This is a genomic window from Collinsella aerofaciens (genome assembly GCF_015670795.1).
Lineage (GTDB): Bacteria > Actinomycetota > Coriobacteriia > Coriobacteriales > Coriobacteriaceae > Collinsella > Collinsella aerofaciens_Q.
On the sequence record NZ_JADPCJ010000008.1, the window covers coordinates 24,330 to 41,645 of the forward strand.

The 17,316-nt window shown below is 57.6% G+C and carries 10 protein-coding genes; 5 read left to right on the plus strand and 5 right to left on the minus strand.

Annotated features, from left to right (window positions below):
* Positions 1-367: 367 nt before the first annotated feature.
* On the minus strand, positions 368-5,149 hold the full coding sequence (locus I4W09_RS03945) for a 2-hydroxyacyl-CoA dehydratase (protein ID WP_196032057.1): 4,782 nt from the start codon (positions 5,147-5,149) through the stop codon (positions 368-370).
* A gap of 11 nt (positions 5,150-5,160) precedes the next feature.
* Complete coding sequence (locus I4W09_RS03950; protein WP_196032060.1) at positions 5,161-5,871, minus strand: TetR/AcrR family transcriptional regulator; 711 nt, start codon at positions 5,869-5,871, stop codon at positions 5,161-5,163.
* 206 nt (positions 5,872-6,077) lie between these two features.
* Between I4W09_RS03950 and I4W09_RS03955 the strand changes: the two genes are divergently transcribed.
* From I4W09_RS03955 to I4W09_RS03970, 4 genes are all read left to right on the plus strand, one after another.
* Positions 6,078-8,204, plus strand: a complete 2,127-nt coding sequence (locus I4W09_RS03955; RefSeq protein ID WP_196032064.1) for a hypothetical protein — start codon at positions 6,078-6,080, stop codon at positions 8,202-8,204.
* 137 nt (positions 8,205-8,341) lie between these two features.
* Positions 8,342-10,501: a hypothetical protein gene (locus tag I4W09_RS03960; protein ID WP_196032067.1), complete on the plus strand. Its 2,160-nt coding sequence runs from the start codon at positions 8,342-8,344 to the stop codon at positions 10,499-10,501.
* Between the two features lie 2 nt (positions 10,502-10,503).
* Positions 10,504-11,577 (plus strand): hypothetical protein, encoded by a 1,074-nt coding sequence (locus tag I4W09_RS03965; protein WP_196032070.1) that lies wholly within the window; start codon positions 10,504-10,506, stop codon positions 11,575-11,577.
* Between the two features lie 8 nt (positions 11,578-11,585).
* Entirely contained in the window at positions 11,586-12,620 is a 1,035-nt protein-coding gene (locus tag I4W09_RS03970) for a hypothetical protein (protein WP_196032073.1), read from the plus strand.
* A gap of 238 nt (positions 12,621-12,858) precedes the next feature.
* On the opposite strand, the gene I4W09_RS03975 is transcribed toward I4W09_RS03970, so the two are convergent.
* The 3 genes from I4W09_RS03975 to I4W09_RS03985 form a co-directional block, all read right to left on the minus strand.
* Entirely contained in the window at positions 12,859-13,983 is a 1,125-nt protein-coding gene (locus tag I4W09_RS03975; RefSeq protein WP_196032076.1) for a hypothetical protein, read from the minus strand.
* Between the two features lie 157 nt (positions 13,984-14,140).
* Positions 14,141-14,971, minus strand: a complete 831-nt coding sequence (locus I4W09_RS03980; RefSeq protein ID WP_196032079.1) for a hypothetical protein — start codon at positions 14,969-14,971, stop codon at positions 14,141-14,143.
* 10 nt (positions 14,972-14,981) lie between these two features.
* Entirely contained in the window at positions 14,982-16,079 is a 1,098-nt protein-coding gene (locus I4W09_RS03985; RefSeq protein WP_196032083.1) for an RtcB family protein, read from the minus strand.
* Positions 16,080-16,301: 222 nt separating this feature from the next.
* Here I4W09_RS03985 and I4W09_RS10665 point away from each other — a divergent pair, with 222 nt between their 5' ends.
* Positions 16,302-17,312: a helix-turn-helix transcriptional regulator gene (locus tag I4W09_RS10665; protein WP_196032086.1), complete on the plus strand. Its 1,011-nt coding sequence runs from the start codon at positions 16,302-16,304 to the stop codon at positions 17,310-17,312.
* The last annotated feature ends 4 nt before the right edge of the window (positions 17,313-17,316 follow it).

Consider the following 17,316-nt stretch of genomic DNA (forward strand, 5'->3'; position numbering starts at 1 on the left):
CGGAGGGGGCATCGGCGAACGGCGTGTTTTCATACTCCATTGGTCAAACCTAAGCGCGGCCCTACAGCTCGTACTTGTACACGCGGTAGATATACTTTTCGGCTTCCATCTCGTAGGTGGCGATGGGCAGTCCGCAGCGATCATCTCGTCGTTTGGCAGATAGGTCACGCTGTGCTGGCCCGCGTTGAGCGAAAAATCGCCCTGGGCTTGCAGCAGCTTGTCCTCAAAGCCCGAGCCGGCCCAAAAATCGGGCAAGCCCACGGAAGGCTGTAGCAAGGTCATTTGCGCAACATATGTCCAGCAAAAACGGGTAGTAGCCGGCACGGCTACCACCCGTTTGCCTCATATCTAGCCCAAAGCAGGCCAACTACTTCTTAATGCCGCGTCCCAGACGCTTGGCGACCGATGCAACGGCCTCCTCGCTGGCCGGTCCGCAGCTCACGCAGCCATCATGGGCACGCATCTGGCCGGTGACCTCGTCCATCGCGAGCGGCGCCACCTTCTCGAGCTTAAAGCCCTTGCCGGCGCGCATGTTTTCCTTGGCAACGCTGATCATGAGCTTAATACGGTTGAGCTGGTTGACCTCGGACGCACCAGGATCATAGTCCACCGCAACGATGTTGCTCTCGGGATGTTGACGGCGCAGCTCCTTGATCACGGCCTTGCCCACCACATGGTTGGGCAGGCACGCGAAGGGTTGCGTGCAGATGATGTTGGGCGCGCCATGATCAATCAGGTCGAGCATCTCGGCCGTGAGCAGCCAGCCCTCGCCCATGTTGTTGCACACCGAAAGCACCGTGCGGGCCTTGTCGGCCATGGTGCCGATGCGCTCGGGCGCCTCAAAGCGGCGGGACTTTTCGAGCATCTCCTCCACCGGCGTGCGCATCCAGTCCACGAGCTTGATGAGCGCCTGCATACCAGCGCGCGTAGTGGCAGAGCTTCCCAGCTCGTCCTTCTGCAGCTCGGCATTGCTCATGGAGTACAGGAAGAAGTCGAGCAGGCCCGGCACCACGGCCTCGCAGCCCTCGCGCTCGATGACATCGACCACGTGGTTGTTGGCTGTGGGGTGGAACTTGACCAAGATCTCACCGACCACGCCCACGCGCGGCTTGGTACCCTCACCCACGAGCGGCATGGTATCGAACGCGCGGATGGCCTCGCGGCACAGCTTGGTGTAGTTGTGGCGGTTGAACTTGGGCGCCAGCTTGCGGGCGCGCGCCATGTACTCCTCGTAGAGTGCGTTGGCGGCACCGGGCGTGGCCTCGTACGGGCGGCAGCGATAGAGCATCTGCATCATCACGTCGCCAAAGAGTACCGCGTAGACTGCCTGCTTAAGCAGCGCCGGCGTAATCTTAAAGCCGGGGTTGTCCTCGCCCAGCGCCACGGCCGAAAGCGAGATCACCGGGATCTCGGGGTGGCCGCTCTCACGCAGGGCCTTGCGGATGAGTGCGATGTAGTTGGTGGCGCGGCAGCCACCGCCGGTCTGGCTGATGACCACAGCCGTCTTGGACAGGTCGTATCGACCGCTCTCGATGGCCTCCATAATCTGGCCCGTCACCAGGATCGACGGATAGCAGATGTCGTTGTTCACGTAGCGCAGGCCGGCCTCGACGGCATCGTGATCGGTCGAGGGCAGCAGCTCCAAGTTGTAGCCAGCACCACGGAACACCTCTTTGACCAGGTCAAAGTGGATCGGCGCCATCTGCGGGCACAGGATGGTGTAGCCCTCGTCGCGCATCTGCTCGGTAAAGGGCACCTTGGGCCACGCGGTCGAAGCACTCTCGCGCTGCGCCTCGAACGTGTACTTACGGCTCGCGAACGCGGGGGCATCCGTGGAGGGCGCCACCGGCGCGGCGTCGCCCTGCTCGTAGGCCTCGCCCGCTGCCGTGGCCTCGGCCAAGCGCTCGGCCTCCTGGTCCTTAAGCGCGGCCATGAGCGAGCGGATGCGGATGCGCGCGGCACCCAGGTTGGACACCTCGTCGATCTTGAGCACGGTGTAGATCTTGCCGCTGGCCTCCAGGATCTCCTGCACCTGGTCGGTAGTCAGGGCATCGAGACCGCAGCCGAAAGAGTTGAGCTGGATCAGGTCCAGGTCGTTGCGCATCGTCACAAAACGGGCGACGGCGTACAGGCGGCTGTGGTACATCCACTGGTCGACGACGCGAATCGGACGCTCGGGCTTCACCAGATGCGCGAGCGAATCCTCGGTAAAGACCGCAAAGCCAAAGCTCGAGATAAGCTCGGGCAGGGCATGGTTGATCTCGGGGTCGTTATGGTAGGGACGACCGGCGAGCACGATGCCGTGACCGCCGTGGTCCTCGACCCACTTAAGAGCCTCCTCGCCCATAGTCTGGATGTCCTCGTGGAAACGCGCATCGGCCTCAAAGGCAGCGTTGACGGCGGCATCGACCTCGGAGCGCGTGATCTTGGGTCCACGCACGCGACCGCGACCGGCTTGCGCATCGGCCACACGGTCGACGGCGAGCACCTGGTACAGGCGGCGCTTGAGCTCGGTCTTGTCGTGATAGGGCACAAACGGGTACAGGAACTCGATGTTCTGCTCGCGAATCTCGTCGATATTGAGCGCCAGCGCCGTGGGGTAACTCATGACGATGGGGCAGTTATAGCAGTTGCCAGCCGTCGGATCCTCCTTGCGCTCCCAGCGCACGCACGGCATCCAGATAAAGTCGACGTCGCGGTCGATGAGGTTCATCACGTGGCCGTGGCTCATCTTGGCCGGATAGCACACGCTCTCGGACGGCATGGACTCAATGCCCGCCTGATAGGTCTTCTTGCTCGACTGGTCGGACAGCTGCACGCTAAAGCCCAAGCGCGTAAAGAACGCGTGCCAGAAGGGATAGTTCTCGTACATGTTGAGCGCGCGGGGGATGCCGACGGTGCCGCGCGGGGCCTCGTCGGGGCTCAGCACCTCGCGGTTAAAGAGCAGCTCGTTTTTCTTTTTGAAGAGGTTGGGGGCCTCGGTCTTTTGCTTTTTGTGGCCGGCGCCCTTCTCGCAGCGGTTGCCGGTAATGAAGCGCCTACCGCCGCCAAAATCGTTGACGGTGAGCTGGCAGTTGTTGGAGCAACGGCCGCAGCGGACATGCTTTTGCGTCACGGTGAGGTGCGCGATGTCCTCAGCCGAAAGGATGGTCGAGGTGCCGTCGGCGCCGGCGCGATCGCGGGCGAGCAGGGCCGCACCGTAGGCGCCCATGCAGCCGGCGATGTCGGGACGCACGGCATGAACGCCGGTGAGCTGCTCAAACGCGCGCAGCGTGGCATCGGACATAAAGGTGCCGCCCTGAACGATTACCTGGCTGCCGATCTCCTTGGGATCGCGCAGCTTAATGACCTTGAACAGGGCATTCTTGATGACGGAATAGGACAGGCCGGCCGCGATGTCGCCCACCGTGGCGCCTTCCTTTTGCGCCTGCTTGACGCGCGAGTTCATAAAGACCGTGCAGCGGCTGCCCAGGTCGACCGGGGCCTTGGCATGGATGGCGGCATCGGCGAACGCGCGCACGTCCATGTTCATAGAGACGGCGAAGCTCTCGATAAAGCTACCGCAGCCCGACGAACAGGCCTCGTTGAGCATGATGTGCTCGATAACGCCGTCCTTGACGCGCAGGCACTTCATGTCCTGGCCGCCGATGTCCAGGATAAACTCGACGCCGGGCAGGAACGCCTTGGCGCCGCGCAGGTGCGCAACGGTCTCGATCTCGCCCGAGTCGGCCTTGAGGGCCTCGATGAGCAGCGCCTCGCCATAGCCCGTGGTGGTCACGTGGCCGATGGTGCAGCCGGCGGGGATGTGGTTGTAGAAATCGGCCATGATGACCTTGGCCGTGCCCAGGATGTCGCCGTTGTTGTTGCCGTACCAGGTGTGCAACAGCTGGCCGTCCTCGCCCACGAGCGCGGCCTTCATGGTGGTGGAACCGGCGTCGATGCCGATGAACACGCGGCCGGTGTAGCCGTCGAGTTTGCCCTTGGGGACGACTTCCTGGTCGTGGCGGGTTTTGAACTCGGCAAAGTCCTCGTCAGTGGCAAAGAGCGGATCCAGGCGCTCAACCTCGGCGCCCTGCGTGTCGCCCAGGCTGTCGATGGCCTCGATGAGCTGCGGGAACGTGCTGAGCTTGTTGGACTCATGCGCCATGGCGGCGCCGCTCGCCACAAACAGGTGGGCGTTTTGGGGCACGATACGGTGCTCCTCGTTCAGATTGAGCGTGAGGTAGAAGCGGTGGCGCAGCTCGGAGAGATACTGCAGCGGGCCGCCCAGGAAGGCGACGTTGCCGCGGATGGGACGGCCGCACGCCAGGCCCGAGATGGTCTGGGTCACGACAGCCTGGAAGATGGAGGCGGCCACGTCCTCGGGGCGGGCGCCCTCGTTGAGCAGCGGCTGCACGTCGGTCTTGGCAAAAACGCCGCAGCGGCTGGCGATGGGATAGATGGTGGTGGCGTTGGCCGCGAGCTCATTGAGGCCGCTGGCGTCGGTGTGCAGCAGGGTTGCCATCTGGTCGATGAACGCGCCCGTACCGCCAGCGCAGGTGCCGTTCATGCGCTGCTCGATGCCGTTGTCGAAGTAGATGATCTTGGCGTCTTCGCCACCCAACTCGATGGCGACGTCGGTGGCCGGGATAAGGGTCTCGACGGCGCGCTTACTGGCGATGACCTCCTGGACAAACTCCAGGTCGAGCCACTGGGACAGCAGCAGGCCGCCCGAGCCGGTGATGGCGCAGGTCATCTGGGCCGTCGGCAGCACGGTCGCAGCGCCCTCGAACAGGTCGCGGGCGCAGGCACGGACGTCGGTGTGGTGGCGCTGGTACTTGGCGTAGACGATCTGGTTATCGTCGTTGAGCACGGCGAGCTTAACGGTGGTGGAGCCCACGTCGATGCCCAGGTGCAGGTTGCCACGAGCGTTTTCGGGGTTGAAGATCGCGCCTTCGGGGGCGTGGGCGGCGGCTACGGGCTCAGCGGCGGCGGCGGGCTCACTGGCGATGGACGTCTCCCCTGCCGCGTTCTTGGCATCGGCAACTGCCTCGGCGACCTTCTCGGCAGCGGCAGTCGCGGCCTTCTGCGCGGCGTCCACCACGGCGGGCGCGGCCTCGCGTGCGGCAGCGACCATGCGGTCCTTGATGCCCTCGACGAGTTTGCTCATTGTCTCTCCTCTTAGTTGTTGGACTCGACGGTTGCGGCGGTGTCGACCGCGTCCTCGAGCTGCAAGTTCAATAGCTTCATGCCGTATTCCGGAACGTTGATATCGATGGGTTGGCCATACAAGTCACCAGGGCGCACAAAAGCGAGCACCGTCATAATGCGCGCCATGGCCTCGGGCGATTCGGTGAGCCCGCGCTCAAACCAGCGCTGAATCATGCCGACCTCGGCACTCACGATGTAGGTGACGTAGTAGTCAAAGAACGTGCCCAGCGCCAGGCCCAAAATGCCCGTCTGCGCACGCGGCACCACAGCCTCACGAGCGGTGTCGATGATTCTTTTAATGAAAGCTTGGTCGCCGCCCGGACCCAGCAGCGCACCGATTAAGTCGCGGTTGGCCGCAAGATAACGCAGCAGATCAACCGAACCGGGCGCGGGCTCGAGTTCATCGATGTTGTGATAGAGATCGGGCAGCTGAGCTGCGGTGATGAGCTCAATGCGCTCACGGATCTCGGCCAGCAAGCCGTCCTCGATTTGATTGATAAAGTCGGGAATATCGCGGTAGTGCGAATAGAACGTGCGGCGCGTAAGGCCGGCACGCTCGGTGAGCGACGCGACGTTAATGCGCGAAAGGTCACCGCTTTCGGCAAGCTCGCTGGCAAGCGCCTGGCGAAGGGCACGCTGCGAGCGAAGGGACCGGCGATCGCATTTCTCGAGCTGGGACAAGCGTCCTCCTTGTTACTCAGCCTGTGCGCTATTGCACAGTGCGAGTATTATTGCACACCGTGTGCACCAACACGTAAAGGCAATATTTTGGATGTGACAAAGGGCAGCCCCTTTGTCACATCGAGCCGCTGCTTGGTCCCGTTAATGGGACCAACAATCGCCGCACCCGTTGCATCATGTCGGTAACGACCGATAAGGAGGCCGACATGAACAATCAGGCAAGCGATGGCATCACCGATGCCGGCAAAGACCTCGTCCTCAGCTGCATCAAAAGCCAAGAGCTGCGCGACCACATGCGCAAATACTTATACTGGCCGGCGCCAATCATCGCCGGCTCTCTTAAGACGCTTGATGAAAAGCGCACCATGCTCGAGCAACTCCGCATGGAGGTTTCGCCGGAGCTGTTCGAAAATATCGACTCCCATCTCGCCCAGCTCAACAGCGCGCTCGACATGCTCAACAACGTCGAGCGCGACCGTGGAATCCTCCTGCTATACGTCATGTTCTACAACGAGGAGGAGCGTGACGCCGACGCCCTTGACGGCCCCTTCCCCACCGCATCGTGGGACGCCGCACAAACGCTCATGAAGCGTTACATCGAAGAGTATCCTGACGACGACTGGTCCGAATCGTACTGGAAGATCAATCTCTACACCTCGGAAGATCTGCACGAGCACCAAACGGCGCAGCCCTCTCTGTCGTTTGCGGCCACCAAGGACGGCGAGCTCATATTCCTCCGCGATCTGCGCAATCACCGCACTCGCAAATCGCATGTCGAAAGCGCCTGGCAAAACGAAAGCAGGAGGTTCTGCGACAGCAACGAACCCATCTATACGCCGTGGGTCCCAGGCGACATCCTCAAAATCGACGGTCGCCCCTTCGATCACGGGCTTCGCTTTGCCATTGTGCTCGAAAACGACTACGAGCACACGCTCCGGGGGCAGATCTGGTGCGCAGGGCCTAGCAAAGATCACGGCGTTAAGGAGGGTTCACTTTCATCCGGCACCTACAGCGACAGTCTCCTGGACCCCTTCATCCCCTCCGCCCTCTATACCGCCGAGCGCTACACCGGCGAGCTGCCGGACGACTGCGCTTTTATGCTCGAGCTTTCGCAGAAGCTGCACGACAACCCCGACTACGGCAAGCAATGGTCCGAAGGCTCGGTCGGACACGATTGCCTGCAGCCGCACCGCAAGCCTACCAGCCAAAGTGAGCTGGATATTCGTCCGGACATCTTTGAGTTTTTAGACTCGCACAGTATTAAGGAGCATCTTCAACGAATCAACTACGAGCTCACCACGCCCGTAGCGGCTTTTATCGTCGACCGCTCGCATAAAGCGACATTGCAGCAAAAGCTTGAAGGCTGGCAAAAGATCATCGACACCATGCCCAATTGCGCCATGAGCCGCAGAAATGACACGATCAACATCCCGGACTTCCATGCCTTTCTGCGCAATGTCATTAAGCAGGAGCACAGAAAGCTCGCACACTTTAAAAGGACGGACGGTCAAAGCCTGTTTTTCTTTGATGACTACTCATGGGACCGGCGCGGGCAAGGCGGCTGTCTTTACGGCCCGTACAGCAGTTATCAAAAGTGCTTCGATGCAATCTGGAAAGAGTTCGACGGTGACGATCCCAAAGCCATCAGGATCACTCGTCGTCCCATCGACCCAGACGAAGACCACTATGCCGACGACATGGTCTTACTCAATGCGAACGGCGAAGTAATGTCTTGTGATTACCGCAACGAAAACGAGTGGGACGAGGATGGAACCACAAGCGATTTCGAGGACATGTGGTTTGATATCCCAACGCCCTTCCATGCCGGAGACATCGTCTGCAACCTCCAACGCCCCGACGAGCCGATGGTGCTGTTTGACCTGCAAACTTGGGGATCCGAACGAGTCGACAAAGAGCTGGCCTCCTCCGTCTACAAAGAGCGCCTCGTGCAAAAGGCCGACAAGCTATTGCGTTGGCACCGATATGACGGCGACACCAGCGACATGTACGCCTACGGCTGCCAAGTCTCATCCGCCTTGCATTTCCCCTTCTACATTGGGGAGCCTGAGGGCTTTCTTTTGGACATCGACTATTACCGCAAGCCGCTCAAGTCAGAGGAGCGAATCCTTTACGGCGTCAGGGCATATGTCAAAGGCGACCTGGCGGTTGATTCGCTCGCCGCGATGGTCAGCGCATGCGAGCTACAGGCGCTGGCGGAGAAAAAGGCACGCGGCTTCGAGGACGCAGACGGTTGGCTCAAGGACCGCTATCCAGAGCTGTTCGATGCGACGGTTGAGCCTTTCTTAGAGGATGATTGCGGCAGTTGCGCTTAGTTTTGAAACGCCACTACCAATTGTTCATTCAATACGCGCACACCCATGTACCAGTGCGTTTCCAGAAGTATGTTTGACGCGAGATTCATATCAGACCCGTTAATGGGACCACAAAGCACAACCCCTGATGGATGCTAATGGCAACGACCGAATTGGAGATTGCTATGGACAGCCAAGCAGATACCGTGATCACCGATGCCGGCAGGGAGCTCGTTTGCAGTTGCATCAAGGACGATGAGCTGCGTGCTCATATGTTCAAACACATGGGAATGGCAGATGGCTCCCTCTGTAAAATCATCGGCGGCTCCCTCAAGACGCTCGACGAAAAACGGACCATGCTCGAGCAGCTTCGCAAAGAGGCCTCATCGGATTACGCCGAGGCGATCGACTCCGGCCTCGAACAACTCGACACTGCACTCGATATGCTTTACAACGTTGACCGCGACCGCGGTATCTTGCTGGTCTCCGCCGTGTTTTACAGTGAAGAGGAGCGCGGGCACGACACCTTTGATGGCCCCTTCCCCGTTGCCTCTTGGGATGCCGCTCAAACCCTTATGAAGCAATACGTCGATGACGACCCCGATGAAGATTGGTCCGAATCATTCTGGCAGATTAAGCTCTATACCGCCGAAGACTTACACGACCGCCCGCGCGCTCAAGTCTCGCTGATATTCGCCGCGACCATGACGGGCGATTTGGTCTTTTTGAGCGACCGCCGGAATCAGCGGACTTCGCATCAAAGCATCGATCACTTGCCGTGGAACAATAGCAAGCACTTCTGTGCCAATGGTGAGGTTTTCTACACTCCCTGGTCCCCCGGCGACATCATCAAGATCGATAGTCGGCCCTTCGACCACGGTCCCCGTTTCGCCATCGTGCTCGAAGACGACTACGATAGTTCGTTCAAAGGCCAGGTTTGGTGCGCCTATCCGAGCAAAATCTACGGCGTTGAGGAAGGCAATCTCCGCTTGAGGGATTTCACGGACGGCTTCCTCGACGACTTCACACCCTCTGCGCTCTACACCGCCGAACGCTATATCGGCGACTTGCCCGATGATTGTTCCTTTATGCTCGAACTCTCGAAAAAGCTGCACGATGACCCCGGCTGTGGCAAACAATGGTCGGACGGATCGGTCGTACACGACTGCCTGCAGCCATACCGCACATCGGCCGGCTCCGGCGCCAACGCCATACGTTCGGACATTCTCGAGTTTCTCGACTCACCCGACATCAAGGAACACTTAAAGGACATCGGCTACGAGCCCACCACGCCCGAGGCGGCGTTCATCGTCGACCGTTCGAGCGAAAAGACGCTGCAACAGAAGATCGAGACTTGGCAAAAGATTCTCGAAAACATGCCCAATTGTGCGATGAACAGGCGATACGGCACGTTCAATATCCCCAACTTCCACGTCTTTCTCCGCGACGTCATCAAATGGGAGCGCAAGATAATTGCCCGGTTCAAACAACCTGGCAAGCACATGTATTTCTTTGAGGACAAGACGGGAAGTCCCCATGAGAGCGGGTGCAATTATGGCCCCTACACCAGCTACGAAAAATGTTTCAAAGCAATCTGGAATGAACTTGAGGAGGAGAATCCTACCTCGATTGAAATAACACGCCGCCCAATCGATCCGGACGAAGACCACGATGCTGCCGACAGACTCATGCTCAACGCGAAAGGCGAGATCATGGACTGCCAACTGCGCTGCATCGACAAGGAACGCGAGGGCGAAGACCCCACTTTCGCTTTTGTGTTGATGTGGTTTGACATCCCGACGCCATTCCACGCCGGCGACATCATTTGTCGTCACGGCGACCCTGGCGACCCCATGCTGCTTCTCAATATGCAGACATGGACCACGAAGCGGGTCATGGATGAGCTTCCGCCTTCCACTTACAGGGAATGCGCCGCAAAAAAGGCCGACGACCTGCTCAGGCACCATCGGCAAAATGGCGATGCGAGCGACATGTACGCCTACGGCTGCCAGATTGAATATCCCCTGGAGTACCCCGTCTATATCGGAGAGCCGAGTTGTTTTCTTCTCGATATGGAATACTGCCGTACCCCGCTCAAGCCGGAGGCGAGAATTCTGTACGGCGTGCGGGCATATCTCGACGGCTATCTGGGTCTTGACTCACTTATTGCACTATCGAGCCTTTACGAGCTGCAGGCACTGGTCAAGAAAAAAGTCGAGTGGTTTGAAAGGGAAGACGGCAGGCTCAAGAGCTGCTATCCGGAGCTGTTCGATGACACGATAGCCCCGCTGGCACGATTCAAAACAAAGAGGAGCTAACCATGAACATCTTGGATTTTGTCGACTCCCGGGACATTCGGGAACACCTGCGCAGTATCGACTTCCAGCCCAACACCATCGAGGCCGCCTATCTGGTTTGGTTTTCGAAGACCGCCACGCTCGATCAGAAATGCGAAGCTTGGCAGGAGATCGTGCAAACCATGCCCAATTGTTCGCTGGAGGCAACCCATGCCGGTCTTGGAAGGCCGGCCATCCCCGATTTCCATGCTTTTTTGCGCTGGACAATCGATTACAACAAGCGGTGCGTCGATGCGTTTGCGAGTGGGACGGGCTACGTTTATCAGTATGAAGAGGAGATTGTGCCCGACGGGCAACTTTGTGGGGCCTTCGGCGCGCCATTCAGCTGTTATGAGAAATGTGCCGAGGCGTTGCGCGGTGATGATGAACTTGCGAGCCGTCCAGAGGCACGCGTACGCATCACCCGGTACCCACTCGATGCCGACAAAGAACATCGCCAGGAAGATTGGCTCATGGCAAACGGCAAAGGCGAGGCCCTTTCCGTTTATTGCCCTTCAGCCGGCCCCGTTGAGAACGATTGGGAGATCGCATTCGAGTTCATCTGGGTCGATATCCCCACGCCGTTCCACACCGGCGACATCGTCTGGACGCCGCAGGGCAGTGACCGTGAGCCGTTCACGTTGTTCGATCTGCCCACGTGGGACCGGACAAAGCTTGAGGCAGAGCTTCGACAGGCAGACCGTTCTGACGAATGGCTTGATCATGCGCAGCAACGCCTCGAGCACTATCGCCATGCAGGGGATATCAGCAACATGCGTGCCACTGGTTGCTCGATTACCTACAACGAGACGTTTCCCTTCTACATCGGCGAGCCAGACCCGCTTTACCTAAATCTTGAGTACTATCGCAAACCACTCGAAGACGAGCAGCGAATTTTAATCGCCGCCCAGGCCTACCTGCGCGGCGACCTGTATGTCGACTCACTCATCGCGTTTATCGACACCATAAGGATGGAGTCCAAGGCAAAGCGCAACCTGGAAGAACTACGTCTAGATCAGGCACCGCTCAAGGAGAAGTATCCGCAGCTATTTGATTAGAGGCCGCCATGTCCGAATCCACAAGAAGTCGCACCAATAACTCGGAGGCAATCGCGCGCGAAGAAATAATCAACCTTATCGAATCTCCGGAGCTGCGAGAGCATTTGCTGCATAATCCACAGCTACTGAGTGGCGATCATTACTCGCAAATCATCGGTGGCGCGTCGATAGAAATCAACCGCAAACGGGAGATGCTCAGCAGGCTGGTTGCTGCCGAGCGCAGCTCGTCAGACGATATCTTTTCTTGGTACGGACCAGAGATTTGTATCGACTACATCGATGACTGCTTGGACGCGCTAAAGGCCGTCGACGGGAACAGGAAGGTGCTGCTTATTAGCGAAATTAGCTTTGTCGACGACGAAGTGGGATCCGCCATCACGCATGGCCCCTTCCCCGTGGCATCGTGGCAGGCCGCCCTTGCGGCAATGAAGGCATACGCAGACAAGTGGAGCGAAATGACAGACTTATCGTCCTCATACTGGATGATCGAGCTGTTCAACCTTGCCAACGACCCGAGCTGTTCATATCCATACGACGGCTTTCTACAGCCAGACTTCACTTACTACGCAAACGCCTCCGGTGAAATCCAGTACATCTGCAGGGAAGAAGAGGGCGAATGTGGCGAGGTGCTCGACTGCATTGTGGGTGGAATCTTTGGCCCGTGGTTCAAGGGGGCATATGTCGACCTGCCCACGCCGTACAGAAAGGGCGACATTCTTGAGATCGACTGCCGGCCATGGGCGCCGGGACCTTGCTATTGCCTAGTAGCAAACTCGAAATTGGACTGTCTGTATCCCGATGGCGATGGGCAGATCAGATGTGGCTCTATCCCCTACGGCAGCTGCTTTGCCGGATGGGCACACACGAACCTGATGCTGTCGCCCGTGTTTAGAGCGAAGAAAGTAACGCAGCCCTTGCCGGAAGAACGCACGGCATTGCAAGAGATCAAACTGGACCGGATAGATGACTTGCTAGAAACGTGCACCGACAACAAAGAAGAAGAACCCGGCTGGTTGGATATATATCGGCATCGCTCGCGTTGACGGGAGATGCGGAAAACCGCAGCGATCCCCATCAGCAGGTCTTGCCCATATCTCAATTCAGCATTCGAATCTTCATAGATACGAAAAAGGCCGTGCCCAAACCAGGCACGGCCCAAGAACGTGAATCAGAATATCTTTGGGCGAAGTGAAAGCATCTTGAGCCGCCCAAGTTCTGCACATTATGTCGAACTTGAGCGAGGCTTTCCCATTGCCAATCGACGCTAATCTTTGCGACGATTTATTTCATCTTATCCTTTGCCTTGTCAAGACGACTGCCCTTGAAGAAATACCAAATCATCAGGTCGACTTCATGGAAGCCAATATCTGGGGCGGAGCCGTTATTTGAACCAACCGTCTGGTTTTCCTGCTTTCGCCACTCATTGATACCATCAACGATATGGCTGTAAAGGTCGAGGTATCCCAGGTAGCCCCGAGCGACCTGGGCGTCAGCGTTTTCAACATCCTCATCGGGCGTGGCAACCAGTTTATTAATCGTGCCTCTAATCCATGCGTATCGGTTTCCATAGCGGCTCAATGGAGTGTCATTGTATTTTTTACACCATTCGTTAAGCCACTCACTCTCATTGCTACCGTAATCAATATAAGCATCCGCATAATAAGGAAGCATTGTGCCGACAACCGTGTCATAGATGCAGAAGTTGTCCGTATCATAGATATAAGAGCCGTTCACCTCACGCCTGCTTAGATTGCGACAACCATGGTGGCAAAACTTTGTTGCAAAGGAAAAATTACTTCGATTGCACTTAAGGTCGCTAGGGTCCTCTTCCGGCAATAGTTTATAAGTCATATTTGTTGTAGCGCGCGCGATGCTGGCAACGAGATTCGCTCGGAACTCAAAGTCTTTTTCCAACAGGCTAGACCCCAGTTTATTATTATTCGCATACTGGCTCACAAGATATGCGGCAGTTATAAGTGTTCCGCCAGTAAGCTCGGCTTCGCCCTCATCCCCCTTTTCACCACTACCGCCTTGCGGATCCTCTTTGATTTCGCAAAGCCGTTTGAGCTCGGCATTCGTCTTGCCCATTAGCTTATCTTGGTCACCCTTTACCGTCACTGCAGCCAAGTGCGTCGAATTCATTTTATTAGTAAAATAAACAGCCTCCCGGATGGCGCAGGCGTCGCCGTTCGAGGCATCCACATACTTGTCGTGAATTGTGCCCTGATCAATCCATGTGTAATTCGAATCGTTATTTACGAGACCGTTCACAAAGGCGATGTTCTTATCGCTAAAAACCGGAAAACTGTTCTGGTCTAAATCAAACTCGTAATACCTATCCGGATGAAGCGAAGCCTCAATGGAAGGAACGATTCGCCTAACGTTCCGATCTTTACGTGTTGTCATTGGACGTTCCTTTCTGAATCTGGCAGAAGCCCGCTCGCCTTTGTCCTCTATTTGATGGTAATTCTTAACCCGCTTAAACGTATCTTCTTGGCTGTTGAGCGGTCATTTTCTGCTGATAGACGCACTGCTGGCCGAGCAGTTGTTACTTGCTATGACCTCAACCGAAGACTCGTGCGCAGAAAGGCTCCATGCCATCGGCACTCATGCGGACGAGGGCATCTGCGTTGCAGTGGGCCTCGGCGAATTCCGCGTCGTCCTCTCTGCCCTCCGCCGCGAAGCAGCCTACCAGGATGGCGGATGTTGGACTGAGCATGTTGCGCAGGTCGCGCAGGATTGCATTTACCGGGCGGTTGTCATCGAACATTTCGAGTCCGTCGATTACGACTACGATGTCCTTTAGCACTGCTCTGTTCCACGTTTGGTCGCCGAGCAACCAGCTCGTTAAAAGGTCCATGGTCATGTTGTCTTCGGCAAAGATGCCCAAGTTGCGCTGCTTGAGGCGCATCGTTGCGCGGATTGCCTCAACCTGTTGCTCCTCAAGATCCGCCGGCAGCTTGACGCCCATCTCGGCACGAATAAGCCGAGCAATCGCATCCTCTTCACGCTCCCGAATCGGCACGTAAAGCACGGCGCACTGCTCACTCAGGCGCAGCACCGCGTGTGCCAGCACGTTCGAAACGTCTTCATGCGCACCGCCAATCACGCTGAGCTTGCCCAGCCCAACGCCGCCACCTAGGGCGTCATCGGCCGACATGCCGGCTTTCAACAAGCGCGGAGCTGCGAACAGTGACGTTTCCACACCACGGTCGAGTCCAGAAGCCAGTCGATTGTGAAACCCGCTGAGGTCAAAAGCCTCGTCATCACGCTCTCCACGATTCCCGCCGCACCGATTCGCGGACGGCGGCATCACGCCTGGTAGGCCCAGCATCTCGCCCAAACTCGCAGAACGGCCAATTCGGTTGTCCCTGGAGTCCATCTTTCGCGTCATCGCAACCCTCCTAACGCCTACCGCGCTTACCAGTAGCCTTAAAATTCCAAATCGGCTTGAGTCGGTGAATAACATCAACCGTCGGGTCCATGAGTCTCAGTACATCATCCGCAGGTTTATACGCTTCGGGCGACTCATCGAGCGTCGTCTCGCATGCGCTCGGACAGTAGATGCCGGCATCGCGCATCTCGTTAACGAACGACCTGGTATCGAGCGTTTGGAACGCTTTTGTGCGGCTCATCGCGCGACCCGTCCCGTGTGGCGCCGAGCAGTTCCAGTCCTCGTTTCCCTTGCCGCGCGCAATAACGGCACCGTCGCGCATGTTGAACGGAATCAGCACCATCTCGCCCGCATGAGCGCTAATAGCGCCCTTGCGAATCATGCCATCTTCCGAGATGTAGTTGTGCATGGTGGTAAAGCCGTCTCCGTCAAGTCGAATTCCCGTACGCTCAACAATCTGTGCGACAATCGCCTTGCGGTTCTGATTCGAGAAGCGTTGGCAGTTATGCATATCGACGAGATACTCGGCAGAAAGATCTCCCACGAGATACTTAAGCTCGTCGGGGATATCTGCCGCGCACGTCTTCTGCGCCAGTGCCTGATGGTGCTCCGCCGTCTGCTTGCCCATGTTGCGCGAGCCGGTGTGCACGACCAGATATTGGCACCCATCCTCGTCCTCGTCGAGTTCAATGAAGTGGTTGCCGCCGCCCAGCGTACCCATGGAGCGCTCAACCTTGCGTTTATCCTGCAGCCAATCGCGCGACTCCATGTCAAAGTCCGCGAGTGCGCAGGCAGGATCGCGATGAAGGCTAAAGCCCGTGGGCACCGCGCGCTTCACATCGCGATTGAACTGAATGAGGTCGTCGCGCGCGATGGTTTCCGCAAGCGGCACGCAGTACATCCCGCATCCGATGTCGACCCCAACCAGGTTGGGAATCACCTTGTCGCCCAAGTTTGCCGTAAAGCCAATCACGCAGCCCTTGCCCTTATGGGCATCGGGCATGATGCGGATCTTGGCGCCTTCAAACGCCGGGCAGCTGGAAATCTCCTCGATCTGCTCCCTGGTTGAATCCTCAAGATTCTCGGCAAAGACTTTGATGTCTGCCATCGCATTTCTCCTGTTCTGATCCTTGTAAACCGGAACCGGCCCCAAGCCAACAGAGTGCACGTCACACCAACCAGCCAAACCGCCGATTTCCGTTTAACCACCTTTCGCCCTATTCGGGCCCTTATTGCTGCGAATACTACGGTCGCGCGGGCTACAATGAGTCCCAATAACGGGTCTTGTTTTGCATCTCCGGCTGATACCCTGCCGGCGAAAGGAGACAACGTGGCGAACAGACCAAACCAAAAGCTCAGGCTTCTGTTCCTGCTTAAAACCTTGATGGAAAAGACCGACAGCACGCACGGACTCACGACGCAGCAGATCATCGAGGAGCTCGCCTATCACGATCTCGAGGCCGAACGAAAGGCCATCTATCGCGACCTGCAAACGCTTCGCGACTTCGGGCTCGACATCGACCAGCGCGGTGGCAAGGAATGGGCGTTGGTCTCACGCCCGCTCGACCTGCAAGAACTCATCATGCTTGTTGACGCCGTGCAGAGTTCGCCGTTTTTGACCGATGAGCTGACCGACCACCTCATCGGCAAACTACAGAGCCTCGCCAGCCTGGACGAACGCGAGCTGATGCACAAGCGCGTCGACGTGCCTTCGCGTGTGAAGATGCAAAACTCCGATGCTCTGCACAATATCGACTTGATTCAGCAGGCTATGCGCGAAAAACGCAAGATTCGGTTTCGTTACTTCCACTACGACGCCGCCAAGCAAAAGGCCCTTAATCATGACGGAAAGACCTACGAGCTCACACCCGTGCGTCTTATCTACTCCGACGAACTCTATTACATGATTGGGTTTAGAGATAAATGGGCCAACGCCGGCTCGGGCCATCAGCCGTTCACGCCCTACCGCGTCGATCGCATGCTCGACGTTGCGGTGTCCGAAGAGTCCGCGACCAAAGATCCGCGTATCGCGGGCTATGTGCTCGAAGATCACGTCTCTCCATCATTCGGCGTATATGCAGCCAACAAAACCACCATGGTGCTGGAACTCGACGACCGCGCGATGAATCCGCTCATCGATAAGTTCGGATTGGACGCCGTTGTGTTTGAAAACCAGGATGGGCGCCTGTTAGCAACTGTCAAAGCCCCGCTGTCGCCGCAGTTCTTTGGCTGGCTGCTGCAACTCAGCACCTTCATTAAGATCGTTCAGCCCCAAAGCGCCATCGATACGTATCTCAAATATCTCGACGACACTCGGGCACTTTACCAGGAAGACAGGTAATATT